Origin of the sequence: Mesorhizobium sp. B2-5-4, from assembly GCF_006441095.1 — a bacterium.
Lineage (GTDB): Bacteria > Pseudomonadota > Alphaproteobacteria > Rhizobiales > Rhizobiaceae > Mesorhizobium > Mesorhizobium salmacidum.
Genome location: NZ_VFUR01000002.1, coordinates 267400 through 292786 on the forward strand (window position 1 = coordinate 267400; position 25387 = coordinate 292786).

At 63.4% G+C, this 25387-nt stretch carries 19 protein-coding genes; 11 read left to right on the forward strand and 8 right to left on the reverse strand.

The features are described from left to right. Positions 1-12 precede the first annotated feature (12 nt). The 3 genes from FJ492_RS03860 to FJ492_RS03870 all read right to left on the reverse strand — a co-directional run bounded on the left by FJ492_RS03860 (position 13) and on the right by FJ492_RS03870 (position 3493). Entirely contained in the window at positions 13-1800 is a 1788-nt protein-coding gene (locus FJ492_RS03860; RefSeq protein WP_140768700.1) for a TRAP transporter large permease subunit, read from the reverse strand. Beyond that, on the reverse strand, positions 1800-2405 hold the full coding sequence (locus FJ492_RS03865; protein WP_140768565.1) for a TRAP transporter small permease subunit: 606 nt from the start codon (positions 2403-2405) through the stop codon (positions 1800-1802). Before FJ492_RS03865 ends, FJ492_RS03860 begins: the two co-directional genes overlap by 1 nt. Positions 2406-2587: 182 nt before the next feature. Then, complete coding sequence (locus tag FJ492_RS03870) at positions 2588-3493, reverse strand: branched-chain amino acid ABC transporter permease (RefSeq protein WP_140768702.1); 906 nt, start codon at positions 3491-3493, stop codon at positions 2588-2590. Between the two features lie 140 nt (positions 3494-3633). Here FJ492_RS03870 and FJ492_RS03875 point away from each other — a divergent pair, with 140 nt between their 5' ends. The 10 genes from FJ492_RS03875 to FJ492_RS03920 all read left to right on the forward strand — a co-directional run bounded on the left by FJ492_RS03875 (position 3634) and on the right by FJ492_RS03920 (position 15677). Further along, entirely contained in the window at positions 3634-4242 is a 609-nt protein-coding gene (locus FJ492_RS03875) for a CGNR zinc finger domain-containing protein (RefSeq protein WP_140716385.1), read from the forward strand. After that, positions 4223-4768, forward strand: a complete 546-nt coding sequence (locus tag FJ492_RS03880; RefSeq protein ID WP_140506716.1) for a hypothetical protein — start codon at positions 4223-4225, stop codon at positions 4766-4768. Before FJ492_RS03875 ends, FJ492_RS03880 begins: the two co-directional genes overlap by 20 nt. A 217-nt stretch (positions 4769-4985) precedes the next feature. Next, positions 4986-8480, forward strand: a complete 3495-nt coding sequence (locus FJ492_RS03885) for an indolepyruvate ferredoxin oxidoreductase family protein (protein WP_140716387.1) — start codon at positions 4986-4988, stop codon at positions 8478-8480. Between the two features lie 91 nt (positions 8481-8571). Then, the gene (locus FJ492_RS03890) at positions 8572-10887 is read left to right on the forward strand and encodes an EAL domain-containing protein (protein ID WP_140506713.1); all 2316 of its coding nucleotides are present in this window, start codon (positions 8572-8574) and stop codon (positions 10885-10887) included. Between the two features lie 242 nt (positions 10888-11129). Further along, positions 11130-11816 carry a hypothetical protein gene (locus tag FJ492_RS03895; protein WP_246673838.1) on the forward strand — a complete coding sequence of 229 codons (687 nt, stop codon included), beginning with the start codon at positions 11130-11132 and terminating at the stop codon, positions 11814-11816. Positions 11817-11938: 122 nt separating this feature from the next. Then, entirely contained in the window at positions 11939-12088 is a 150-nt protein-coding gene (locus FJ492_RS03900) for a DUF3096 domain-containing protein (protein ID WP_084636514.1), read from the forward strand. A gap of 163 nt (positions 12089-12251) precedes the next feature. Further along, positions 12252-12476, forward strand: coding sequence for an aa3-type cytochrome c oxidase subunit IV (locus FJ492_RS03905; protein ID WP_027142816.1), 225 nt, complete (start codon positions 12252-12254; stop codon positions 12474-12476). 88 nt (positions 12477-12564) lie between these two features. Then, positions 12565-13839: a Re/Si-specific NAD(P)(+) transhydrogenase subunit alpha gene (locus FJ492_RS03910; RefSeq protein ID WP_140716393.1), complete on the forward strand. Its 1275-nt coding sequence runs from the start codon at positions 12565-12567 to the stop codon at positions 13837-13839. Then, positions 13836-14264: an NAD(P) transhydrogenase subunit alpha gene (locus FJ492_RS03915; RefSeq protein WP_027142818.1), complete on the forward strand. Its 429-nt coding sequence runs from the start codon at positions 13836-13838 to the stop codon at positions 14262-14264. The genes FJ492_RS03910 and FJ492_RS03915 overlap by 4 nt, the downstream gene beginning before the upstream one ends. A gap of 6 nt (positions 14265-14270) precedes the next feature. Next, entirely contained in the window at positions 14271-15677 is a 1407-nt protein-coding gene (locus tag FJ492_RS03920; protein ID WP_140506708.1) for an NAD(P)(+) transhydrogenase (Re/Si-specific) subunit beta, read from the forward strand. A 73-nt stretch (positions 15678-15750) separates the two neighbouring features. On the opposite strand, the gene FJ492_RS03925 is transcribed toward FJ492_RS03920, so the two are convergent. The 4 genes from FJ492_RS03925 to FJ492_RS03940 all read right to left on the reverse strand — a co-directional run bounded on the left by FJ492_RS03925 (position 15751) and on the right by FJ492_RS03940 (position 22783). Then, positions 15751-16671, reverse strand: coding sequence for a hypothetical protein (locus tag FJ492_RS03925; protein WP_140506706.1), 921 nt, complete (start codon positions 16669-16671; stop codon positions 15751-15753). Between the two features lie 215 nt (positions 16672-16886). Continuing rightward, the gene (gyrB, locus tag FJ492_RS03930) at positions 16887-19358 is read right to left on the reverse strand and encodes a DNA topoisomerase (ATP-hydrolyzing) subunit B (RefSeq protein ID WP_140768567.1); all 2472 of its coding nucleotides are present in this window, start codon (positions 19356-19358) and stop codon (positions 16887-16889) included. A 144-nt stretch (positions 19359-19502) separates the two neighbouring features. Then, positions 19503-22157 carry a caspase family protein gene (locus FJ492_RS03935; protein WP_246675875.1) on the reverse strand — a complete coding sequence of 885 codons (2655 nt, stop codon included), beginning with the start codon at positions 22155-22157 and terminating at the stop codon, positions 19503-19505. 56 nt (positions 22158-22213) lie between these two features. Further along, positions 22214-22783: an NADPH-dependent FMN reductase gene (locus FJ492_RS03940; RefSeq protein WP_140716399.1), complete on the reverse strand. Its 570-nt coding sequence runs from the start codon at positions 22781-22783 to the stop codon at positions 22214-22216. Positions 22784-22993: 210 nt separating this feature from the next. Between FJ492_RS03940 and FJ492_RS03945 the strand changes: the two genes are divergently transcribed. Further along, positions 22994-24367, forward strand: a complete 1374-nt coding sequence (locus FJ492_RS03945) for a cytochrome P450 (RefSeq protein WP_140768569.1) — start codon at positions 22994-22996, stop codon at positions 24365-24367. A 19-nt stretch (positions 24368-24386) separates the two neighbouring features. Here the strand turns inward: FJ492_RS03945 and FJ492_RS03950 are convergent, their stop codons facing one another. After that, a complete protein-coding gene (locus tag FJ492_RS03950) occupies positions 24387-25364 on the reverse strand; it encodes a complex I NDUFA9 subunit family protein (RefSeq protein ID WP_140768571.1) in 978 nt (325 codons plus the stop codon). Positions 25365-25387: the final 23 nt, after the last annotated feature.

Here is a 25387-nt window from a genome sequence, read left to right on the forward strand (position 1 = left end):
TCCCCTCCGATCTCAATTGAAATTCGGCGGCTGCGACAGGTCCGGCGTCGGCGTCGCCGGCTTGGCCGGCGGCGTATCGCCGAAATTTGGCGGTTGCGACAGGTCGGGCGTGCCGGGCGCCGCCGGTGCGCCACCGCCATTGGCAGGCGCGCCGCCACCTTCCGGCCTGCCAAGCGGCGACAGGCTGGGCATTTCCGGCACCTTGTAGTCGATCGTGCCGGAATCGACGGCCGCGCCCTTGTAGCGCATCACCATTTGCGGGAAGGCGATGGTCAGGCCGATCATGATGACCTGGATGCAGACGAACGGCACCGCGCCCCAATAGATCTGGCCCGTCGTCACCGGCGCGATCTTCTTGCCGGTCAAGCGATCGAGATAGGGCACGCGCGAGGCGACCGAGCGCAGGTAGAACAGCGCGAAACCGAACGGCGGATGCATGAAACTGGTCTGCATGTTGACGCCCAGAAGCACGCCGAACCAGATCAGGTCGATGCCGAGCTTGTCGGCGGCCGGCGCCAGCAGCGGCACGATGATGAAGGCGAGTTCGAAGAAATCGAGGAAAAACGCGAGGAAGAAGACGAGGATGTTGACGCCGATCAGGAAGCCGACTTCGCCGCCCGGCAGCGAGGTCAAGAGGTGCTCGACCCAGATCTGGCCGTTGACGCCGTAGAAGGTCAGCGAGAACACCCGCGCGCCGATCAGGATGAACAGCACGAAGGACGACAGCCGCGTCGTCGAGGCCAGTGCCTGCTTGATCACGTCCATCGACAGCCGGCCCTTCATCGCCGCCATCGCCAGTGCGCCGACCGCGCCCATGGCGCCGCCTTCGGTTGGGGTGGCGATGCCGAGGAAGATGGTGCCGAGCACCAGGAAGATCAGCGCCAGCGGCGGGATCAGCACGATCACGACCTGCTGCGCCAGCCGCGACATCATGTTGATGTTCAGGCCGCGGTCGAGAATCGCGACGACGTAGATGAAGATAACGCCGACGGCCGCGCCGAGAATGTCGGCATTGTCGCCATGAGCTGGCACTAGGTAACGGTAGGCCGCGTAAGCGATGGCCACGGCCGCTATCAACGCGATCAGCAAGGACACCACGCCATGGCCAAGTGTCCGCGCCTCGAGCGGCAGCGCCGGCATCGACTTTGGCCGGACGATCGACATGATCACGATGTAGAGCGTGTATAGGCCGGTCAGCACCAGGCCGGGGATCAGGGCGCCGGCATACATGTCGCCCACAGAGCGGCCGAGCTGGTCGGCGAGAACGATCAGCACCAGCGATGGCGGAATGATCTGGGCGAGCGTGCCCGACGCTGCGATGACGCCCGATGCGACCCGGCGGTCATAACCATAGCGCAGCATGATCGGCAGCGAAATCAGCCCCATGGCAATGACGGATGCCGCCACCACGCCGGTGGTCGCCGCCAGCAGCGCGCCGACGAAGATCACCGCATAGGCGAGGCCGCCGCGGATCGGTCCGAACAACTGGCCGATGGTGTCGAGCAGGTCCTCGGCCATGCCCGATCGCTCAAGCACGATGCCCATGAAGGTGAAGAACGGAATGGCCAGCAGCGTGTCGTTCGACATCACCCGGCTGCCGTAGAAATTGTCCGGCAGCGCATAGAGCAGCGGCCAGGCGAGATTGATCGCGCCGCCCGAATAGGGCGTCAAAAGCACGCCGATGAAGAAGAACATCAGGCCGTTGGCGGCGAGCGAAAAGGCAACGGGATAGCCGATCAGCATGAACAGGATCAGCGAGGCGAACATGATCGGCGCCATGTTCTGGGCGATGAACTCCATCACGAACGCACCTCTTCAGCGAGCGCCTTGGCTTCTTCAGCGAGCGCCTTGGCTTCGAGTTCAGCCTGTTCGTGCACGGAAATGAACGGGTTGGGATCGTCAATGATGCCGCGCATGATGGCGATCTTCTTGATGATCTCGGAAATGCCCTGCAGCGCGAGCAGGAAAAAGCCGACCAGCAGGATGGCCTTGGCCGGCCACACGATCAGGCCGCCGGCGTTGGTCGACATTTCACCGCTGTGGAACGACAGCGATACGTAGGGCACGAAATAGAACACCATCAGCGTCACGAACGGCATCAGGAAGAAGAGGTGGCCGAAGAGGTCGATCCAGTGCTGCAGGCGGCGTGAAAACAGGCCGTAGACGATATCGATGCGGATATGCTCGTTCTTTTTCAGCGTATAGGCGGCGGCCAGCATGAAGGCGGCGCCGAAGAGGTACCATTGCAGCTCGAGCCACGCGTTCGACGATGTGTCGAACACCTTGCGGATGACCGCGTTGGCCGCACTCACCAGGATCGCCAGCAGGATCAGCCAGGATACCGATTTGCCGATGAACTCGTTCATACGATCGATCGTTCTGGATAGAGCGAGAAGCCCTGCCATGCATTCCTCCCTGATGCGGTGACGCGCGATCCCCCTTTTTTCGTCGCGCCGCCTGGCCCAACCGTATGCAGTGCGTGGCCCGGTTGGTCAACACGAGAAGGAAGGATGCAGGCCATCGGCTCTTGCGGCACGGTGGAAAACCGCAGCCTGACGACACGTCATGCAACCAAAGTCTGATGGGTTCAGACGACCTTGCCGGCGTCGCGGCCGGCGCCGATCAGGATCAGCATGGTCACCAGGAACAGATACATCCACGCATCGCGCCATTCGACCGGAAAATAGCCCGCCCACAGTGATTCGGCCATGCCGAAAGCGGCCGCGCCCAGCGCGGCCCTTGGCGGCGAGAGATAGCCGCCGACAGCCGTCACGAACAGGATCTTCAGGCCGTAGACCAGGCCGGAACCGAAGCTGACATTGCCGTAATAGAGACTGGCCATGACCCCGGCCAGCGCGGCGCAGAAGCCTCCGAACAGCACGGCGCGCCTAAACACGCCACGCACGTCGACGCCGCACAGGGCGGCGGCCCTGGGGTCGTCGGAGACGGCACGCCAGCATCGGCCGAAGTTTGAGTGGGCAAACGCCCATGTAGCGAGTGCGACCGCCGCCAGGACCACGACGCAGTCGAGCACCTGGATCAGCGTCAGCGTCGCCTTAAAACCGGAGCCTTCGGCGAAAACGATGGGCTCGGCCAGCATCGGCGGCAGCCACAGATCATGCGTGTCGGCCGCGATGCGGCTTGCTTCCGACAGGATGATCAGGATGCCGAGAGTCATCACCACGATGGCATTGGGCGAGCGGTCGGCCAATGGTTCAAAGACGCTGCGTGACAGGACATGGCTGATGAGCGCGGCATAGAGGAACGCCGCGACAACGCCGAACAGCACCGAAGCCAGCAGCGTCAGCCACAGCACCTGATAGCCGAAGGCGACGCTCAGGATCATTGCCTGGCCGCAGAAGGCAAACAGCGCCCCATAGGCGAGGTTGGTGCGGTGCAGGATGCCGTTAGTCAGCACGTAGCCGAAGGCAAGCAGGGCATAAAGCGCGCCCGAATGCAGCCCGTTCAGCACCTGCTGGAAGAAATAGAGCATGCTCGACAACACCACAATCATCCGCCCAAGAGCGGATCGGACAGGAGCGGATCGGATAAAGGCGATCATACTGTGCGCATCTGAGGTTTGCACCGCCGAATCTAACTTGTCAAATGCGATTTATCGGTTAGATTTTCGGAATGACAGTCGCCTGGACCCCACACCGCTTCGCCGGCGGCCTGCTCGCGCTCGACACGGCAAACACCGTCGTGCTGCGCGGCGATCCGGAGCGCACGTTCGACCGCTTCGACGATCCGGTCGAAATCGCCCGCTTCGCCGACGCGGCCAGCGGCTTTCGCGCCGTCGAGCTTGGCGACAGGCGGCTGGCGGTGTCCTCGCCGGCTGCAATCGCGCCCGTCGTGCTGTCGATCCGCGAGACGACCGACCGGCTGTTTCGAGGCGCGGTCTCGAAGGGCGCGGTCGCCACCGCCGACCTGCCTGAATTCCTGCGGGCCTGCGCCGACGGCCTAGTCGCCGGCCGGACCGAGATCGGGGCGCCGGGACGGCCATTCGGCGATCCGGCGACGCCGATCGCCTTCGAGGCGGCGCTGGCGGTTTCAGCCCTTTCACTGCTGCGCGGCGACACGGTCGCGAGGCTTAGGATTTGCCCCAACTGCACCTGGCTGTTCGTCGACAGAAGCCGCAATTCCAGCCGCCTTTGGTGCGACATGGCGGTGTGCGGCAACCGGCAGAAGGCAAGCCGTCACTACCGTCGCCGTATCGCGGCCAATGAGGTCAGGAATGCCTAGAATTCTTTCCCGCTTGATCGTTGTTGGCGTGGCGCTGGTAGCGGCGATGGCACTCGGCGCCTGTCGCGATACCGGCGGCGAGGGCAAGCTGTTCGAGGTTTCCGGCAAGATATTCATCTTCAATTACCGTCTCGCCAGGGCGACTTATGTCGTGACGCTGCGGCCCTTGCGGCCGATGGGCGAGGGTCAGGTGGCGGTCGCCAGTTTCCAGAATCCGGCCGGCGGCGCGCCCTTCGTGGTCGAACAGAAGATCTGGCCGAAGCTCGACAAGGTGAGCCTGGAAAGCCCGGCGCTCACCTGCGTCGTCAAGAACAAGCCCTATGCCATCGCCATCAGCATCAAGGGCGCCGACGGTGCCGTCCTGCAGACCATCGACACCACGCTGATGTCGACGGAAGACCAGTCCATCCTGCCCGACCGGCCGCTGGTCATCGACCAGCTCTACACGGCCAATCCCGATCTCGCCGGCCATCCCGACGGCAAGCTGCCGGGCGAGCCAAAGCCGAACTGCTCGAAAGCCGGCTGACGCCTTCCGACGGCATCGATTTCGCCCGGAATTTTTGTGCGCCGTCGCACTGTCGGCGCACCCTTTCATGCGCGGCCCAGCACCCGCCGGACTGTTTGTTGCGCGTTGGCTGGTCCTTTCGATTTTGTTTGACCTGTCTTGCAAGGGAAGAAAGGATGCGTCATCCGATCCCGACGTTGGCCGCTGCCCCGCGCGGCCTTCGCAGAGGAAATGCCTGATGACGCTGCATGATGTCGCGCTCGACGACAAATTCGATCTTGGTAAGGAGCGCATCTTCCTGTCCGGCGCGCAGGCGGTCATCCGCATGCTCCTGATGCAGCGCGAGCGCGACCGCCGCGCCGGCCTGAACACGGCAGGCTTTGTCTCGGGCTATCGCGGCTCGCCCCTCGGCGGCCTGGATATGCAGCTTTGGAAGGCGAAAAAGCAGCTCGGCGAGGCCGATATCGTTTTCCAGCCTGGCCTTAACGAGGAGCTTGCCGCCACCGCCTGCTGGGGTTCGCAGCAGACGGAACTGTTGGGCGAGGGTACCCATGACGGCGTGTTTTCGGTCTGGTACGGCAAGGGTCCGGGCGTCGATCGTTCAGGCGATGTGTTCCGCCACGCCAATCTCGCCGGCTCGTCTAGATATGGCGGCGTCCTCGCGCTCATGGGTGACGACCACATGGCCGAATCCTCGACCAATGCGCACGCCACCGAATTCCTCTTCGTCGACACCATGGTGCCAATCCTGAACCCGGCCGGAGTCCAGGAGATCATCGACTACGGCCTGTATGGCTTTGCCATGTCGCGCTTCGCCGGCACCTGGGCGGCGATCAAATGCGTCAAGGACAATATCGAATCGACAGCTTCGGTCGATGCCTCGCTTGAACGGTTGAACATCGTCGTCCCGGATTTCGACATGCCGCCGGGTGGTCTCAACATCCGCCACGAGATCGACATGCTCGGCCAGGAAGAGCGGTTGCATGAGCACAAGCGTGCCGCGGCCTCCGCCTTCATCCATGCCAATGGGCTGAACAGGATCGTCTATTCGGGCGGCCGCAATCCGAAGCTCGGTATCATCACGCTGGGCAAGAGCTATCTCGACGTCCGCCAAGCGCTGGAGGATATCGGCATCGACCAGGCGGAAGCCAACCGCATCGGCGTGCGGCTGTTCAAGGTCGGCTGCCCCTGGCCGCTCGACCTGCAGCACATCGCCGAGTTCGCGCGCGGTCTCGACACCATCGTCGTCGTCGAGGAGAAACGCTCGCTGATCGAGGTGCAACTGCGCGAAAGCCTTTATGGCACCGCCACGCAGCCGGTCATCGTCGGCAAGAAGGACGAGCGCGGCGACTGGCTGTTCCCGGCCAAGGGGGCGCTGGATCCCAACGAGATCGCCATTGCACTGGGCGAGAGGATCGTGAAGACCATCGGCCCGTCCGAAGAGATTTCGGCAAGGGTCGCGAAGTTGCGCCAGTTCCAGGCGATGCTGAAGGACGCTACCGACATCGGATCGCGCACGCCCTTCTTCTGTTCGGGCTGTCCGCACAATTCCTCGACCAAGGTGCCGGACGGCTCGATCGCCGCCGCCGGCATCGGCTGCCACTTCATGGCGCTCTGGATGGACCGCAACACGCTCGGCTTCACCGCGATGGGCGGCGAGGGCGCGCAATGGGTCGGCCAGGCGCCGTTCTCGAAGCGCGGCCACATCTTCCAGAATCTCGGCGACGGCACCTACAACCATTCGGGCACGCTGGCGATCCGCTTTGCCCTGTCGAGCGAAGCCAACATCACCTACAAGATCCTCTACAACGACGCCGTCGCCATGACCGGCGGCCAGCCGCATGAAGGCGGGCTGACCGTGGACATGATCGCCAGGCAGGTGCGGGCGGAGGGCGTCGACCGCATCGCCATCGTCACCGACGAGCCCGACAAATATGCTGGGAAGGCCGAGTTTCCGGCGGGCGCGACTATCCACCACCGCGACGACCTCGATCTCGTCCAGCGCGAGCTGCGCGAGGTCAAGGGCGTATCGATCCTGCTCTACGACCAGACCTGCGCTGCCGAAAAGCGCCGCCGCCGCAAGCGCGGCACTTTTCCCGATCCTGACAAGCGCGTCTTCATCAACGAACTGGTCTGCGAAGGCTGCGGCGATTGCGGCGTGCAGTCGAACTGCGTCTCGATCCAGCCGGTCGAGACCGAATTTGGCCGCAAGCGCAAGATCGACCAGTCGAGCTGCAACAAGGACTTCTCCTGCGTCAACGGCTTCTGCCCGTCCTTCGTCACCGTGCACGGTGCCAAGATCCGCAAGGCAGAAGGCCTGGCCGGCAAGACCGACCCGCTCGAAGGCGTACCGACACCAGTGGAATTCCCGCTCGGCGTCGAGGGTTGGGCGGCGATTATCGACGGCGTCGGGGGCACCGGCGTCGTCACCGTCGGCGCCGTGCTCGGCATGGCGGCGCATCTGGAGGACAAGGGTTGCGGCATGATCGACATGGCCGGCCTCGCCCAGAAGGGCGGCTCTGTGTTCACCCATGTCCGCATCGCCCGCACACCGGAAGACATCAATGCCATCCGCGTTTCGGCGGGCAAGGCCGACCTCGTGCTCGGCTGCGATCTCGTCGTATCGGGGGCCAAGAAGGTGCTGACGGCGGTGCGCGAGGGCCATACGATCTTCCTTGCCAACACCGCCGAGATCATGCCGGGCGAATTTGCCCGATCGGCCGATTTCTCGCTGCCGGTCGAGCGCCTGAAGAAGGCGATCCGGTCCGCCGCCGGCGACGACAAGGCCCATTTCTTCGACGCCACCCGTACCGCCACCGCACTGTTCGGCAATTCGCTCGGCGCCAATATGTTCATGCTTGGCTTTGCCTTCCAGCACGGTGGTCTGCCGCTCTCGGCCGAAGCCGTTGAAAAGGCCATTGAATTGAACGGCGAAGCGGTGGCGATGAACATCGCCGCTTTCCAGTGGGGCCGCCGCGCCGCACATCAGCCGGATTTTGTGCGCGGCCTCGTCGCCCAGCCGGGCTCAACCTTCGCCGACAAGACCGGGCACGCCGCGCCGGCCGCCGAGACGCTCGACGAGATCATCGCCCGCCGCGTCACTTTCCTCACGGCCTATCAGAACGCTGCTTACGGCAAGCGCTATGCCGACAGGATCTCGACGCTGCGAGCGGCGGAAACCAAGGCCATGCCGGGTTCGACGACCGTGACCGAGGCCGCTGCCAAAAGCCTGTTCAAGCTGATGGCGATCAAGGACGAATACGAGGTGGCGCGGCTCTACACCGACGGCTCCTTCGCCGCCGAGCTTGGCAAGCAGTTCCAGAGCTATGAGAAGCTCGAATTCCATCTCGCGCCGCCGATCATGGGGCGTCGCGGTAACGACGGCAAGCCGAGGAAATCGAGCTTCGGGCCTTGGATGATGAAGGGCTTTCGCCTGCTGGCGGCGATGAAGGGCCTGCGCGGCACGGCTTTCGACCTGTTCGGCTACACCGCCGAGCGGCGCACGGAACGGCAATTGCTGGCGCAGTACGAAGCCGATCTGCAGCTCGTGGCCAGCTCGCTGGCGCCGGGCAAAATCGAGGCCGCGGTAGCCCTGTCCTCGGTCCCGACGCTGATCCGCGGCTATGGCCATGTCCGGCGGGCAAGCGCCGAAAAGGCGGCGGGCGAGCGCCGCAGGTTGCTCGACCGTCTTGCGGCGGCACCGGCAAGGCCTGAACTCCAGGCCGCCGAGTGAGCCAAAAGCGCCCGAAAATCAGGCGTTTGAGCCCAAGCTAAAGGTTTTTTAATGGGACTATGCCAAGGCTGGGGCTCATTGGGCGCCAGTAATGGGCAGAACAAAAACCGATAACATCCCGGTGGATGTTTATATCCAGTTTGTGCGCTCGTTGTTCGACAACGCGCATATGCTGGTTATCGGCGCGCTTTGCCATGCCGTCATCAGCCTCATGGTGTACTGGCGCAACGGCCAACCCATCTTCTTGGTTCTCGCAGGCGCGCTGCTTGCCATCGGCGTCTGGCGCTACTTCAGCCTGCGGCGGTTCCACCGCTCGGGTGGCGTGATGCGCGACGCCGCCGATGCGACCAGGTGGGAGCGCGAATACATCCTGAAGGGAAGCCTTCAGGGGTTATTGCTGGGGTTCTTTTGCTTCATTTCCATCTATGTCTACTCGGATTCCTATGCCGAGATCGGCGCGCTGTCGGTAACGCTGTCCTCGCTGGTGACTGTCGTGGGCCGAAATTACGGCTCGCCGCGCATGGTCATGATCTTCGCGGTCACCTTCGTCGGGCCGATCGCCGCCGCCCTCATTCTCAGGTTCGACATTCCCTACGTCGTGCTTGGCCTGCTGATCATTCCGTTCATGTTCATCATCAAGGGCAGCGCCGACCATGTCCGCAACGTGCTGTTTTCGGCCGTTGTCGGACACAAGCAGGCGAGGCAGATCGCGCAGCGCTTCAATCGCGCCCTCAACACCATGTCGCATGGCCTCGTCATGCTCGGCCCCGATGGCAAGGTGGTCGTCGGCAATGCGGAAGCCGCCCGTCTGATGTCGCTCAAATCGCCGGACCAGTTGCTCGGACGGTCGATCCATTCGCTGCTCTTGCGCGGCGTCGCCGGCGGCATGCTCGCACCAAAGGACTGCCGCTATGTCGAGGCGCAGCTGACGCGCGCGTTGCGCGAAGGGCGCGACCGCAAGGTGCTGGTTTCCTTTTCCAACGGGCAGAACTTCGAATTTTCGGCGCGCGAGGGCAACCAGGAATTGGGCGTCATCACCTTCGAGGACGTCACGGCGCGTGTCGAAGCGGAGGAAAAGATCCGGTTCATGGCGCGCTACGACAACCTCACCGGCCTTCCGAACCGCGCCTATTTCCACGAACTGGTCGGCGAATTGATGGCCTCGGGCGACCGCGATCGCATGTGCGGCCTGGCCGTGGTCGACCTCGACGATTTCAAGAGCGTCAACGACACGCTCGGCCATCCTGTCGGCGATGGCCTGATCTACGCCGTCGCCGAACGGCTGGCGGCCATTGCCGGACAAGGCCTTACCGTCAGCCGCTTCGGCGGCGACGAGTTCATGCTGTTCTTCGATCGCATTGATGATGAGAGCCATCTGGCGAGCCTGCTCGACGAGATTTTCGCCGAGCTGCAGGGAGAGGTCGACGTCGCGGGCCATGGGTTGCGGATTCAGGCCAGCGCCGGCGCGGTGCTGTCCAAGGTCGACGAAATCGATGTCGACGCCATGATCGTCAAGGCGGACCTGGCGCTCTACAAGGCCAAGGAACTGGGCAAGAACGGTTGGCGGCTGTTCGAGGCGGCGATGGACGCTGCGTTCCGCAACCGCCAGCTGATGAAGGCGGACCTGCGCACCGCCGTGGAAAGCAGGGATCTGCGGGTCGTCTATCAGCCGATCGTGGCGATGAACACCATGCGCATCGCCAGCTGCGAGGCGCTTTGCCGCTGGGATCATCCCGATCTCGGGCCGATTTCGCCCGGCATCTTCATTCCGCTTGCCGAGGAGATGGGCATCATTTCCGAGATCAGCACCTTCGTGCTGCATGCGGCTTGCACCGAATGCGCCAAATGGCCTGACCAGACCAGTGTCTCGGTCAATCTCTCGGCCAGGGATTTCCGCAGCCGGGACGTTATCCAGAAGGTGCGCGATGCCTTGGCGAACTCCGGGCTCCCCGCTAGCCGCCTGGAAATCGAAGTCACGGAAACCGCGCTGCTCGACGACAAGTCCTTGACCCGCCAATATATCGAGGAACTGAAGCAGCTCGGCGTCCGCATCGCCCTCGACGATTTCGGCACCGGCTATTCAAGTCTGAGCTATCTGCACAAGCTTCCACTCGACAAGATCAAGATCGACCGGTCGTTCGTGATGGACATCACCCACAATCCGCGCTCGCTCGAGCTGTTGAAGGGCGTCGTCGACCTGATCCGCATCCTCGGACTCTCCGTCACCATCGAAGGCGTGGAGACATTCGAGCAGCTCAAGATCCTCATGCAATCGGTGAAGCCGGATCTTGTCCAGGGCTTCCTTTTCGGCGCCGCGCTCAGCGCGTCGGGCATCGAAACCATGTCCAACGTGACCTGGCCCTTCGCTGCCGAATTGCGGCCGCTCAAGAAGCGCGCCACCACCTGACATCGTCATGAAGTCGTTCGTCGAGGGGCATGATGCTCCCGTGCTCGGTATTTACGATCTGTTAACGTTAATTTAGGGTAAACGCGAAAGCTCGCAATTTTGCTTCTTGTTCCTCCAGCGCTTCGCTATGGTCGTTTGTGCGGCGGTACGAGGGTCAAATGGACAATAAGTTGGTGAGTAGGCCGCTGGCGGCGGCTGCGGGCAGGGACAAGAATCGTCCTTCGGTGTTTACAGATCACATCATGGACGTTCTGGAGCACGTGGAGTATCGCCTTTGCGATGGCGCCGAGGATTTGGAAGCGATCTATAAGCTTCGCTACAATTCCTACCTTCACGCCGGCATGGTCAAATCAGATGCTTCCCACATGGTGAAGGACAGCTTCGACGATCTGCCCAATTCTTACCGCTTTGGCGTCTTCTTCGACGGCACGCTCGTCAGCACCATCAGAATTCACTACGCCAGCGCGAGGTATCCTGTTTCACCCAGCACCGATGTTTTCGGCGACGTGCTGTCACGGCGTCTGGCTTCTGGCGAGACGTTCGTCGACCCGAGCCGGTTCGCCGCCGATCTCGAGTGGTCGAGCAGCCTGCGGGTGCTGCCCTACATCACGTTGAGGCTGGCGGTGGTCGCCTGCAGCCATTTCAAGCCAACCTATTGCCTGACGGCGATCAAGGAAGAGCATTCCGCTTTCTATCACCGCATCTTCCGTTCCGAGCAGGCGGTGCCGCCGCGGAATTATCCCGGACTTACCGTTCCCGTGCATCTGTTCCAGTCGAAATGCTCCGAGAACATGCAGGCGACGCTGGATCGTTTCCCTTTCTTCAATTCCACGGCGTTCGAGCAGCGCATGCTTTTCCAACGCCCCAGGCGGGGCGAGTTGGCGCCGCTGACCATTTTGCCCACGGCCAAGTATTTCGAGGCGGCCTGACCCCACGCCATTTCCGGGCCTTATGCCTCCTGCGGGTCGATGGAGCTTTCCAGGCCTGACCGCGTTGTGACTGGCGGCGTCGACGCGAGTTGATGCTTATCGCTTCTTGAAAGGACAACGACATGCATCTATCCCAGCTCGCGCTCACGCCGCTGATCTCGCTGATCGCCGGCGTGCTGATCCTGATCATGCCGCGGCTGCTGAACTATATCGTCGCGCTCTATCTGATCATCGTTGGGCTGCTCGGGCTTTTTCCTCACCTTGCTGGCTGAGACGCTGGGCAGGCCTCGCGCAAAACCCATCCCTGCGGGCAGCGGCCCGCCAGTTTCAATTTTCCCTTGAGGCAGTTGTCGGCTGCGATGCGGCAATAGCGCCATTGCTCTCCGCGCGGCTTTTCGGTATGTGCCTGAAAGATGTCTTCGAAGGGGTATTCCTATGGCTGAGCATACGCCGAGCGGTCCTGCAGAACTGGGCGCGAAGATGGACTATGCCGAGCATGACCGCACCTATGCGGGCTTCCTGGCGCTGGCCAAATATGGTTCGCTCTTCTGCGGTGCGCTTCTTCTGGCGATGGCTTTCGGCTTCTTCGCGGGCGGGTTCTTCTCTGCGCTGATCCTGTTCGTGCTTATTCTGGCCGTCGGCGCCTTCATTCTGCGATAGACCTTCCAAAAACCCTCTTGCGGTTGAAGTAGCCGGATATCCCGGCCGAAACTTCGCGCAGACAGGTTCCAGCCGAAAGGATCATGCGGTGGGACAGACGGTTTTCATCCCTCGTGAGCTCGATGCGAACGAGCCGCGCGTTGCCGCCTCGCCCGATACGGTGAAGCGGCTGGCGGGGCTGGGATTCGACATCATCGTCGAAGCCGGTGCCGGCACCCGCTCGCGCATCCCCGACGAGGAGTTTGCCAAGGCAGGCGCTGCCATCGGCAAGGCGGCGGATGTCGCCAAGGCCGATGTCGTGCTGAAGGTTCGCCGGCCAACGCATGCGGAGCTGAAGGGCTACAAAGCCCGCGCAGCGGTGATCGCCATTATGGATCCGTACGGCAACGATGCTGAAGTCGCGGCCCTTGCCAAAGCCGGCGTCACTGCCTTCTCGATGGAGTTCATGCCGCGCATCACCCGCGCGCAATCGATGGACGTGCTGTCCAGCCAGGCCAATCTTGCCGGCTACCAGGCGGTGATCGACGGAGCCGCCGAATATGACCGGGCGCTGCCGATGATGATGACGGCCGCGGGCACGGTGCCGGCCGCGAAGGTCTTCATCATGGGCGTCGGCGTCGCTGGCCTGCAGGCGATCGCCACGGCGCGCCGTCTCGGCGCGGTCGTCACCGCCACCGACGTTCGGCCCGCCGCCAAGGAACAGGTCGCCTCGCTCGGCGCAAAATTCCTGGCCGTAGAGGACGAGGAGTTCAAGGCCGCCGAGACCGCGGGCGGCTACGCGAAGGAAATGTCGAAGGAGTATCAGGCCAAGCAGGCGGCGCTCACCGCCGAACATATCGCCAAGCAGGACATCGTCATCACCACCGCGCTGATCCCAGGCCGGCCGGCGCCTAAGCTTGTCTCGGCGGCCATGGTTGCCTCGATGAAGCCTGGCTCGGTGATCGTCGACCTCGCCGTCGAGCGTGGCGGCAATGTCGAGGGTGCCGAGCCGGGCAAGATCGTCACCACCGCCAACAATGTGAAGATCGTCGGCCATCTCAACGTGCCGGGTCGCATCGCGGCATCCGCCTCGCTGCTCTATGCCAGGAACCTGTTCGCATTCCTCGAGACGCTGGTCGACAAGACCACCAAGACGCTGGCCATCAACCGCGACGATGATCTGGTCAAGGCGACGATGCTGACCGATGGCGGCAAGGTCGTCCATCCGGCCTTCGCCAAGGCCGACCAGCAGCCTTATATCGAGCCGCCCGCGATCCCGGCCACGACCATGGTCGCCGATGCTTCGGCTGCGCCGAAGAAGTCATCGACCCGGAAGACCGCCGCATCCAAGTCACCCTCGCCGAAGCCGAAAGGGACCGCGTGATGGATCAGACCTTGCAGAAAGCCCTGGACCAGCTCGACCAGGCGAGTGCCGCCGTCAGGCTCGCGGTGCAGAACCTGGCCAATGCCCCGGGTGGCACTGAGGCCGCCGGTGACGCCGCGCACGCGCTGTCGGGCGGCGCCATCGACCCCTTCGTCTTCCGTTTTGCCATCTTCATCCTGGCGATCTTCGTCGGCTACTACGTCGTCTGGTCAGTGACCCCCGCACTGCACACGCCATTGATGGCGGTCACCAATGCTATTTCCTCGGTCATCGTCGTCGGCGCGCTGCTCGCCGTCGGCATAGCGGCCTCCGGCGTCGCCGCCGGCTTTGGCTTCGTCGCGCTGATGCTGGTCTCGGTCAACATCTTCGGCGGCTTTCTCGTCACCCAGCGCATGCTGGCCATGTACAAGAAGAAGGACAAGTAGAGCGCCATGAACGCCAACTTCGCGTCCTTCCTCTATCTGGTTTCCGGCGTCCTGTTCATCATGGCGTTGCGCGGCCTGTCACACCCGACCACCAGCCGCCAGGGCAATCTCTACGGCATGATCGGCATGGGCATCGCCATTGCCACCACATTGGCGCTGGCAGTCCCGTTGGTCCCGTCGGCCGGCCGCTACGGTCTGATCGTGCTCGGTCTCGCCATCGGCGGCGGCGTCGGCGCCGTGACCGCGCGCCGCATCGCCATGACCTCGATGCCGCAGCTGGTCGCCGCTTTCCACAGCCTCGTCGGTCTCGCCGCCGTCATGGTCGCGGCCGCGGCCATCTACGCGCCCGAAAGCTTCGGCATCGGTACTATGGGCGACATCCATGCCCAGGCCCTGATCGAGATGAGCCTGGGCGTCGCCATCGGCGCCGTCACCTTCACCGGCTCGGTCATCGCCTTCCTGAAGCTCGATGGCCGCATGTCGGGCAAGCCGATCATGATCGGCGGCCGCCATTTCATCAATGCCGCGCTTGGCGTGGCCCTGATTATGCTGATCGTGCTGCTGGTCACCACGGAATCGAAGCTGGTCTTTTGGCTTATCGTCGCCGCCTCGCTGGTGCTCGGCATCCTCCTGATCATCCCGATCGGCGGTGCCGACATGCCGGTCGTCGTCTCAATGCTGAATTCCTATTCGGGCTGGGCAGCGGCCGCACTCGGCTTCACGCTCGGCAATCTGGCGCTGATCATCACCGGCGCGCTGGTCGGCTCGTCGGGCGCGATCCTGTCCTACATCATGTGCAAGGGCATGAACCGAAGCTTCATCTCGGTCATCCTCGGTGGCTTCGGCGGCGAAACGGCGGCTGCCGCCGATGACGGCATCGAGCGCACGGTCAAGCAGGGTTCGGCCGACGACGCCGCCTATCTGATGATGAACGCGCAGAAGGTCATCATCGTGCCGGGTTACGGCATGGCGGTCGCCCAGGCGCAGCACGCGCTGCGTGAAATGGCCGACAAGCTCAAGGCCAATGGCGTCGACGTCAAATACGCCATCCACCCGGTCGCCGGCCGTATGCCTGGCCATATGAACGTGCTGCTCGCCGAAGCCAACGTGCCTTACGACGAAGTGTTCGAGCTCGAGGACATCAACTCGGAGTTTGCCCAGGCCGACGTCGCCTATGTCATCGGCGCCAACGACGTCACCAACCCGTCCGCGCGTGATGACAAGAGCAGTCCGATCTACGGCATGCCGATCCTCGACGTCGACAAGGCGCGCACCTGCCTGTTCGTCAAGCGCTCGCTCGGTTCCGGCTATGCCGGCATCGACAACACGCTGTTCTACAAGGACGGCACCATGATGCTACTCGGTGACGCCAAGAAGATGACCGAGGAAATCGTCAAGGCCATGGATCACTGACCGGCCGATCTTGACCGTCGAATAGAAAGAGCCCGGTCGATCCGGGCTCTGTGATTCTGGCGTGGTGCTGCGTTCAACCGTTGGTCAGGAAGACCGCTTCCTCTTCATCGCGCTGCCGGCCGCCGAGCGCGGCGGCCGCACTGGCGATGAAGGCGCCGATGACCAGCGACAAGGCGCCGAGGAGCGCAAAGGTGGCGCTTGCCTTCCTTGCCGTGTCGGCCGCCTGTTTTGCCTTGACCTTCGCGTCCTGCGCCTTCGCCAGCACCGTGTCGACACGCGTCTTGGCGTCTGCCTCGGAAAGACCGGTGCGCGCGGCGACCAATTGGGCAAGATAGGTCTTGTCTTCCGCGGGGACCTCGCCGGCGACAGCACCGGCGATCAGGATGCGCGAGGCCTGCCCGGCCGCGGCCGCTTCGTCGCCTGGATTGGCGGTCGCGAGCTTGGCCGGATCGGCCGGGCGGAACAGCGAATCCACCAGATAGGACGTCGCATTATCGGCCGAGGTGGCGCTGGCATTGGCGGAGGCACCGGCCGACGCACCCATGGCGGCTCCCGAGGCCACGGTGGACGCGGCCTGGACGCCTGAACCAATCGCGGCGGAAAGCGCCGAGCCGAGCACGCCGACGACCAGCAAGGTGGCCAATGCCCAGGCGAGGAAGCCGTGCGCGGTGTCGCGGAAATAGACCTCGTCGGTGTGGATGCCGACCCATTTGGTGCGCAACCGGCCCGCGAGGTAGCCGCCGACGCCCGACGACAGCCATTGCACGATGATAAGCCAGATGGCGGTCGATACCGCGAAAGTGGTCGCCGATGCACCGGACCCGGACCATGGCGAGACCATGCTCAATCCAAGGCCCGAGCCGAGCAGCATGAGGATGAACGTCAGCGTCGAGGCCGCGAAGGCGCCGGCAATGATCGGTCCCCAGCTGACGGCGGTGGAGGACGATTCCGTTGAAGCTGATACGTCGACAGCCGATAGGGTGGCGGACTGCATAGCGGCCCCCTATCGCATGAAAAGCATGAGAAGAATGATGATCGGAATCGGAACTCCGAGCAACCAGAGTAGAATGCCGCGTCCCATGAAAGCCTCCTGCAAGAAATTGTGATCGACACTGTCACAATGTCTCTGAAAGCCTTCTGTTCCGGCAGGTCCTCATTATTGGCGCGCGCCCGAGCTACGCCAATGTACCGAAAAGGCTGGGCGAAACCTCAAATATCCAGATTTGCAACCGACAGTGCGTTGTCCTGGATGAATTCGCGTCGTGGCTCCACCTCGTCGCCCATCAGCCGCGAGAACAGGCTGTCGGCATCGGTCGCATCGTTGACCTTGACCTGCAGCAGCGAACGCACATTCGGGTCGAGCGTGGTTTCCCAGAGCTGCTCGGCATTCATCTCGCCGAGACCCTTGTAGCGCTGCATGGTCAGCCCCTTGCGGCCGGTGGCAAAGACCGCGTTGAGCAGCGCCAGCGGTCCCGAGACTGTCTCGGACACCTCCTTGCGGCGCAGCACCGGCGGCGCCCCGTAGACCTCGCTGAGGCGCTGCGCGTAGCGGTCGAGCTGGCGTGCGTCGGCGGAATTGATCAGTGCCATGTCGAGATGGGCGTATTCCTTGACGCTGCGCACGGTGCGTTCGAAGACATAGCCGCCGATGCCCTCGTTCGAGGTCGACATGCGGCCGGTCCAGCCGCGCTCGGTGTCCTCGGCAATGATGTCGAGGCGTTGCGCGATCCGCTCGGCCATCGCGTTGGCGCGACCGAGATCGGCGAAGACATCGGGATTGAGCCCGCCGGCGATCGCCGCCTGCTCGACGACGTCGCGGTTATAGCGCGTGTGCAAGCCGTTGATGAGCTGGCGCACGGCAAGCGCATCGGCGACGGCGCCGTGCAGATCCTGTCCGGTCCGCACTTCCCCTGAGCCGAGCGTAAGGGACGCTTCCTCCAACCCCGAATCGATAAGGAATTCTTCGAAGGCGCTTTCATTCTTGATGTATTGCGAGCTCTTGCCGCGCGTCACCTTGTAGAGCGGCGGTTGGGCGATGTAGAGATGGCCGCGCTCGATCAGCTCCGGCATCTGCCGGAAGAAGAAGGTGAGCAGCAGGGTTCTGATATGGGCGCCGTCGACGTCGGCGTCGGTCATCAGGATGATCTTGTGATAACGCAGTTTGTCGGCGTTGAATTCGTCCTTGCCGATCGAGGTGCCGAGCGCGGTGATCAACGTGCCGATCATGTCGGACGAGAGCATGCGGTCGAAGCGGGCCCGCTCGACATTGAGGATCTTGCCGCGCAGGGGAAGGATCGCCTGGTTTTGGCGCGAACGGCCGCCCTTGGCGGAGCCGCCGGCCGAGTCGCCCTCGACGATGAAGATTTCGGACTTCGCCGGGTCGCGTTCCTGGCAGTCGGCCAGCTTGCCGGGCAGCGAGGTGACGCCGAGCGAGGTCTTGCGGGTGATGTCGCGCGCCTTGCGCGCGGCTTCGCGCGCCGCCGCGGCCTGGATCACCTTGTCGACGACCACCTTGCCCTCGGCCGGATGCTCCTCGAGCCACGTGCCGAGCGCTTCGTTGACCAGTCCCTCGACCACGGGACGAACCTCCGACGAGACCAGCTTGTCCTTGGTCTGCGACGAGAATTTCGGGTCGGGAACCTTGACCGACAGCACCGCCGTCAGGCCTTCGCGGCAATCGTCACCGATCAGCGAGACCTTTTCCTTCTTGGTCAGGCCCGAAGATTCGCCATAGCCGGTGATCTGGCGGGTCAGTGCGCCGCGAAAACCGGCCAGATGGGTGCCGCCATCGCGCTGCGGGATGTTGTTGGTGAAGGCCAGCACATTCTCGTGGTAGCTGTCGTTCCACCACATCGCAACTTCGACGGTGATGCCGTCACGCTCGGCCCTGATGGAAATCGGCTTCTCGATCAGCGGTTTCTTGACCCGGTCGAGATATTTGACGAACTCTTCGAGGCCCCCGTCATAGTGCAGTTCATGCCTCACGACGTCGGCATGACGGGCGTCTGTCAGCACGATGCGCACGCCGGAGTTCAGGAAGGCGAGCTCGCGCAGCCGGTGCTCCAGCGTGCCGAAATCGAACTCGACCATGGTGAAGGTCTCGGCGGACGGAAAGAAGGTGATCTCACTACCGCTGCGGCCCTCATTGGTGCCCGGGCGCTTGTTCTGTTCGTAGCTGCCGGTCGCCCTCAGCGGCGCGTCGGCATCGCCATGGGTAAAGCTCATTTCGAAGATCTGGCCGTTGCGGCGGATCTTGAGCTTCAGCCAGGCCGATAGCGCGTTGACCACCGAGACGCCGACGCCATGCAGGCCGCCAGACACCTTATAGGAGTTCTGGTCGAATTTTCCGCCGGCATGCAGCTGCGTCATGATCACTTCGGCCGCCGAAATGCCCTCGCTGGGGTGAATGTCGGTGGGAATGCCACGGCCATTGTCGATAACCGTCACCGAGCCATCGGGGTTGAGCGTCACCGAAACCAGGTCGGCATGGCCCGCCAGCGCCTCGTCGATGGCGTTGTCGACCACCTCGTAGACCATGTGATGCAGGCCCGAGCCGTCATCGGTGTCGCCGATATACATGCCCGGTCGCTTGCGGACAGCATCCAACCCCTTCAAAACCTTGATGGAATCGGCGCCGTATTCGGCTTCAGCGCCGTTGGTGTTCTCGGTCTGGTCGCTCATGAAAACCTATTGTCTAGATGCCGTTTTTGCAGCGCGAAAAATTGCCCCGAATCGCGCTTCTGAGATCGATTAGATATAGGCGCTAAAGGCGGTTTTTCCAAGGTTTGCAGGCATTTCCGGCGCAAATCCCAAGCCGGCGGCCGGCTATTTTTTTCGGGCGTTGATTTTGGCGAGAAGGCCGCGCAAATATTTGATCGTGGATTTGTCCCTGGGCGCCAGCCGGCCCGTGCGGTCGAGCTCCAGCGTCAGGTTCAGCGCCTTGGTCAGCACCGCCTTCGGATCCTTGGCCACATACGCATAGTTGATGTAAGCCTGCACCAGATCAAATTGCCAAACCGCATTGTTCGGATCGGACTGAGCCAGTTGCTGGCGGATGCCGAGGCTGGCTTCGAAGGCCCTCTCGGAGCCCTCGAAGTGGCGCTGCTTGGTCTCCAGCATGCCGATTTCCGACAGAGTGATCGACAGGTCGCGTTGCCAGTCGGAATTGCCTGGGTCGAGCTGGGCCAGCCGGTCGGCAATGGCAAGACTGTCCTGGTAGTTTTGCAGCGCCTCGCTGACATTGCCCTGCGCATCAAGCACACCGGCAACCTTTTCCAGACAGACCGACAGGTCGCGCTGCCAGCCGGTGTTGCCGGGGTCACTCCGGGCAAGGTCACGCGCTACGGCCAGCGCTTTCTGATAGGAGACCAGTGCTGCCGGCCAGCTCTCCTGGTCGTTGAGCGCGTTGCCGATCTTGGCGTAACTGATCGACAGGTCGCGCTTCAAGTCGGTATCGTTAGGGTCGCGGCGCACCAGGCTCCCGGCGATCGCCTGGCTCTTGTTGTAGGCCACGAGCGCGCCGGCGGCGTCGCCTCGCTCGCGCAGCACGTCGCCGATCCTCTCGTGGCTGACAGAGACAGCCCGCTGGCGCTCAAGGTCGTCGGGCTTGTTCTCGGCCAGCGCCAGCCGGAGTCTCAGGCTCTCTTCAAAGGCGGTCTGGGCGCTGTTCAACTGGCCGGCGGTACGGGCAAGGTCGCCGATTTCGTCATAGGTTATGGTCAGGTCGCGCAGCAGATAAGCGCTGTTCGGCTCGGCGTCGGCCAATTTCTGCTTGATCGACAGGCTTTGTTGATAGGCCTGGGCCGCCGCACCCACATCGCCTTGCGTCGCCAGCACGTTGCCGATCTTGTCATTGGCCATGGCAAGATCACCGAGCCAGTCTTTCTTGTCCGGCACGCTTGCGGTCAGCTCCTGCAGCATGCCCCTGGCCGCCTCATAGTTTTCGAGCGAGTTTGGCAGATCGCCCTGCGCCATCTCTATGTTGGCGAGCTTGATGTGGCTGATGGCGAGATCGCGTTTGACGCTCGGATCGGTTTCCAGAAGCGACCGCTGCTCGAGGTTGGCCAACAGGGCGGTGAAGGCCCGGCCGGCCGCCTCGACATTGCCGACCGTCGTATAGAGCAGACCGAGCTCGTCCAGCGTGCTGCTCTGGCGGTCGGCTTGTTCCAGGCTGAGCGAGGTCTGCCCGGCCTCGCCATACAGCGACAGCACCGTTTCATAGCCCTTGATGGCCGCCGCATAATCGAGGTCGGCGCGCGCCGTGCCCGCCGACAGGAACAGCGTCGCGGCCTGCGACAGCGTTCGATCGACGAAATTCACCTTCAGCGCCTTGCGCGACACTTCGTCGATGCCGACCGCCTCGGCCAACTTCGCCTGTGCGGTGCCGAAGGCGCCCAGGGCCAGCTGCTCCTCGGCCTGACGGCGCAGATCCGTCACACGCGGATCGTCGGCAGCCAGCGTCTTCATCTCGGCACGCACCTTGACGAAGGCGTCCGCCGCCTCGCGCAGCCGGGCATTCAGGCTCTCCGCCGACAGATGGCTGGTGTCGGCGCTGATCAACGCCCCATAGAGCGGCGCCAGCGGCATGTCGGCATCGCTGGCGATCCGCTCGACCTCGCCCCGCATCTCCGGCGTCACGTCGGCCATGGCCAGCAGCAGCCTTTCGCGCTCCGGCAATTGCTCCTTGGCGGCAGCGGCGAAAAACAGCTTCGGCAGGCCGCTCTCGACATAGGGTAGTTGCTTGCCGCGCGACACGTCGTAGACCTCCTGCTGCACCAGCGTCAGCACCGAGCGAATCTCAAGCCCGTCGGTGCCGAGATATTTGGTCAACGCCGTGGTGAAGGGTGAGTTCTGGCCGGTGCCATCGGCGGCCGTCTCGCCAGGTGCGGCCGAGAACGCGAACAGGATGTTTTCCGCCCGCCCGATGCGGCCAAGACCCGGTTTTACGCTGTCGGCGACATCCTTGGCCAGCGAGGTCGCGCCACGACCGGTGCCGCCGTTCCCCGAGAACGGATCGCTGCGGCAGGCATCGAGCACGATCAGCCCGACTTTCGCGGTGGCGGCGACCGCGTCGCGCACCTCTTCCAGCGGCAGGCTGGTCTTGTCCAGCGCATCGAGCGAAGACGCGTCGGCATCGACCGGCAGCAGCCGGTTGTCGCCCGATATTTCGACGCCATGGCCTGAGAAATACACCAGCGCCACGTCGGCGCCCTTGGCGTCTTCGCGGAAATCGTCGAGCGCGCGGCGCATGCGCCTGAGGTCACGATTGGTTTCGAGCACCACCTCGAAACCAAGCTTCTTCAGCGCCGCCTCCATCGCCTCGCCGTCATGGATGGGGTTGGCAAGCGGCCGGACCAGCCGGTAGTCGTCATCGGCCATGACCAATGCCACGCGCCGCTCCGCCACCGCCGCGGCGGTGGTCGCAAGCATCAGCAGCAAGGCAAACAGCAAACGCAAGTCGAACCGCCCCGGCTCGGTCATTTGCCGACCATTCCACCTCTTTATGGCGCGAGCAAGCCGCGCTGAGAGCGGCTCTCTCAGGCAGCGCGCATTGGTTTCAACGCCTCGCTCCAGCGCAACAGTTCGTCCAGCATGGTCTTGGTTCCGCCCCGCACCTGCTCGCTGGCATCGAAGGCGCCATTCTCGTCGAGCAGTTTCTGGTACAGCGGCAGCGCGACACCTTCCGGGATCGGCATGATCCCGACCGCGGTCAGCAGCGGTTTCAGCGCCTGCGCCGCGCGCAGGCCGCCGGAAACACCGCCATAGCTGAAGATGGCGGCTGGCTTGTATCTCCATTCGCGGGCGAGATAGTCGACCGCGTTGACGATCGCGGGCGCCACGAAATAATTGTATTCCGGCGCCACGAAGACTAAGGCGTCTGCAGCGTCGATCGCCTTCGACCAGACCTTGGTGTGGTCGTTTTGATAATTGCCGAGCCTTGGATGATAGGGTTCGTCCAGCACCGGCAGACCGAACGCGGCGATGTCGGTCAGCACCGGCTCGAATTTTCCGTGCTCGCGCGCGAACGTCTCCAGCCACTCGGCGAAAACCGAGCCGGCGCGGCCGGGCCGCGTGCTGCCGATGATGATGTTCAACTGGTGCTTCAAGGCAGGCTCCTTTGTCAGGCGGTATCCGTTGGTGACCGTCACTACGGCAGAGCGTTCCAGCGGACAAGGTCGGAGCCCTGACGGAACGGTCACGATCGGATGAACAGACCGTCTGCCCTGCGTTCCTGAAGTCATGGTCCGCTCTGCCGTTTGGCCACATGGACGCCCGGTGTGCCAGCCACTACATTGATGGGAACAGCGGAGCACTCCATGGATACTCAGCCCGCCCCCTTCGTTCCTCCCGCCCCGAAGCCGCGCACGTCGCCGCCTTCGACGCTGGAGATGATCCGCATCGTCTATCGCAACCCGCTCGAACTCTGGGGCGAGCTGACCTACAACGAACCCTGGATTTCGGCCAAGGGCGCCGGCGGGCCGCTGGTCATCGCTAATGATCCCGCCCTGATCCGCCATGTGCTGGTCGACAACGCCAAAAACTACAAGATGGCGACGGTGCGCCAGAAGATCCTGAGGCCGATCCTGCGCGATGGCCTGCTGACCGCCGAGGGCGAGGTGTGGAAGCGGTCGCGCAAGGCGATGGCGCCGGTGTTCACACCGCGCCACATTTTCGGCTTTGCCCAGCCGATGCTGAAACGCACGCTGGAGTTCGTCACCCGTTACGAGGCAGGCGGCGCGTCCGATATCGCCCATGACATGACGCTGCTCACCTACGACATCCTAGCCGAGACGCTGTTTTCCGGCGAGATCGCAGGCGAGCCGGGCAGTTTCGAAAACGAGATCGACCGCCTGTTCGAGACCATGGGCCGCGTCGACCCGCTCGACCTGTTGCGTGCGCCCGACTGGCTGCCACGGCTGACCCGCATCCGCGGCCGCAAGACGATGGCCTATTTCCGCAAGATCGTGACCGACACGGTCAAGATGCGCGAAGAGAAGTTCAGGCGCGACCCCGATGCCGTGCCCCAGGATTTCCTGACGCTGCTGCTCAAGGCCGAAGGCCCCGACGGACTGACACGCCCGGAAGTCGAGGACAACATCATCACCTTCATCGGTGCCGGCCACGAGACCACGGCGCGCGCGCTCGGATGGACGCTTTATTGCCTGGCCGAATCGCCCTGGGAGCGCGACCGCGTCGAACAGGAGATCGACCAGGTGCTGGCGCGCGAGCCCGATCCGACGAAGTGGCTCGACGCCATGCCGCTGACACGCGCCGCCTTCGACGAGGCGCTTCGGCTCTACCCGCCGGCGCCATCGATCAACCGCGAGCCGATCGTGCCGGAAATGTGGAGGGACCTTTATATTCCCAAGCACGCCGCCGTGCTGGTGATGCCGTGGGTCGTCCACCGCCACAGGAAGTTGTGGGACCGGCCCGACGCTTTCCTGCCCGAACGCTTCCACCCGGGAAACCGTGAAAAGATCGACCGCTTCCAGTATCTGCCCTTCGGCGCGGGACCGCGCGTCTGCATAGGCGCCAGTTTCGCCATGCAGGAGGCGATCATCGCGCTCGCCATCCTTTTGTCACGCTTCCGCTTCGACGCGACCGCTGAAACAAAACCTTGGCCGGTGCAGAAATTAACCACGCAGCCGCAAGGCGGGCTGCCGATGCGGATCACGCCTCGTCATCGTTGAGGGCTGACGCTTCTGGAGATTATACCGCGGGCTTGCGCTGCTGGAACTGGCCGGCGGCGCGGAAGCGCCAGAGATAGCTGGGCAGGATCGTCGCGATCGATTGCGGCTGGATGCCGAGCCCCGCCAGTGTCCGGTTGGCCTTGGCGGCTTCGTCCGAAACGATGTTGTGCTCGCGCAGCTGCGTCACCTGGTCCTTGGTCAGCATCGGGTTGGGCAGCAGGCCGAGGATCGAGGCCTGGATGTTGGCCACCCACCACGGCACCGGCACCAGCAGGCGCTTGCGCTCGATTACGGTGAGCATTTCCTGCATGCACTCCTTGAAAGTGAGCACGTTGGGGCCGCCAAGCTCATAGACCCGGCCGCCATCGATCTTGCCGTCGACCGAGCGCGCAACAGCTTCAGCAACATCGCCGACATAGACCGGCTGGAATTTGGTCTGGCCGCCGCCGATCAGCGGCAGCACCGGCGAATAACGCGCCATGTTGGCGAAGCGGTTGAAGAAGCTGTCTTCGGGCCCGAAATTGATCGACGGCCGGAGGATCACGGCATCGGCGATCGTCTCTAGCACGGCCTTCTCGCCCAACGCCTTGGTGCGCGCATAATCCGATTTGGAGTCCAGATCGGCGCCGAGCGCCGAAATATGGGTGAGGCCGGCGCCGACGGCGCGCGCGGCCTCGGCGATAGCGCGAGCACCGAATTCGTGCACGGCGGAGAATTTCTGACGGCCGCTCTCATGCAGGACGGCGACGAGATTGACGACGTGGTCGGCGCCTTGCACGGCGCGGTCGACAGACCAGCGTACGCGCACATTGGCCTGCACCGGCTGGATCTGACCGACATTCCCGAGTGGCTGCAAATGGCCGGCAAGATCGGGCCGCCGGCAGGCGACCCGGATGCGATAGCCGCGCTTGGCCAGCGCCCGCACGACATGACGGCCGACAAAGCCTGACCCGCCAAAGACGACGACGAGCTTTGGGGTCTGCAGGATTTCGGTCATGGCGGGCTCCGGCGCGCGTTCCA

Bases quoted from the DNA above. Each gene is read 5' to 3' on its own strand.
- FJ492_RS03860 (WP_140768700.1), bottom strand. From the start codon at position 1,800: ATGGAGTTCATCGCCCAGAACATGGCGCCGATCATGTTCGCCTCGCTG.
- FJ492_RS03865 (WP_140768565.1), bottom strand. From the start codon at position 2,405: ATGGCAGGGCTTCTCGCTCTATCCAGAACGATCGATCGTATGAACGAG.
- FJ492_RS03870 (WP_140768702.1), bottom strand. From the start codon at position 3,493: ATGCTCTATTTCTTCCAGCAGGTGCTGAACGGGCTGCATTCGGGCGCG.
- FJ492_RS03875 (WP_140716385.1), top strand. From the start codon at position 3,634: ATGACAGTCGCCTGGACCCCACACCGCTTCGCCGGCGGCCTGCTCGCG.
- FJ492_RS03880 (WP_140506716.1), top strand. From the start codon at position 4,223: ATGAGGTCAGGAATGCCTAGAATTCTTTCCCGCTTGATCGTTGTTGGC.
- FJ492_RS03885 (WP_140716387.1), top strand. From the start codon at position 4,986: ATGACGCTGCATGATGTCGCGCTCGACGACAAATTCGATCTTGGTAAG.
- FJ492_RS03890 (WP_140506713.1), top strand. From the start codon at position 8,572: ATGGGCAGAACAAAAACCGATAACATCCCGGTGGATGTTTATATCCAG.
- FJ492_RS03895 (WP_246673838.1), top strand. From the start codon at position 11,130: ATGGACGTTCTGGAGCACGTGGAGTATCGCCTTTGCGATGGCGCCGAG.
- FJ492_RS03900 (WP_084636514.1), top strand. From the start codon at position 11,939: ATGCATCTATCCCAGCTCGCGCTCACGCCGCTGATCTCGCTGATCGCC.
- FJ492_RS03905 (WP_027142816.1), top strand. From the start codon at position 12,252: ATGGCTGAGCATACGCCGAGCGGTCCTGCAGAACTGGGCGCGAAGATG.
- FJ492_RS03920 (WP_140506708.1), top strand. From the start codon at position 14,271: ATGAACGCCAACTTCGCGTCCTTCCTCTATCTGGTTTCCGGCGTCCTG.
- FJ492_RS03925 (WP_140506706.1), bottom strand. From the start codon at position 16,671: ATGCAGTCCGCCACCCTATCGGCTGTCGACGTATCAGCTTCAACGGAA.
- gyrB (WP_140768567.1), bottom strand. From the start codon at position 19,358: ATGAGCGACCAGACCGAGAACACCAACGGCGCTGAAGCCGAATACGGC.
- FJ492_RS03935 (WP_246675875.1), bottom strand. From the start codon at position 22,157: ATGACCGAGCCGGGGCGGTTCGACTTGCGTTTGCTGTTTGCCTTGCTG.
- FJ492_RS03945 (WP_140768569.1), top strand. From the start codon at position 22,994: ATGGATACTCAGCCCGCCCCCTTCGTTCCTCCCGCCCCGAAGCCGCGC.
- FJ492_RS03950 (WP_140768571.1), bottom strand. From the start codon at position 25,364: ATGACCGAAATCCTGCAGACCCCAAAGCTCGTCGTCGTCTTTGGCGGG.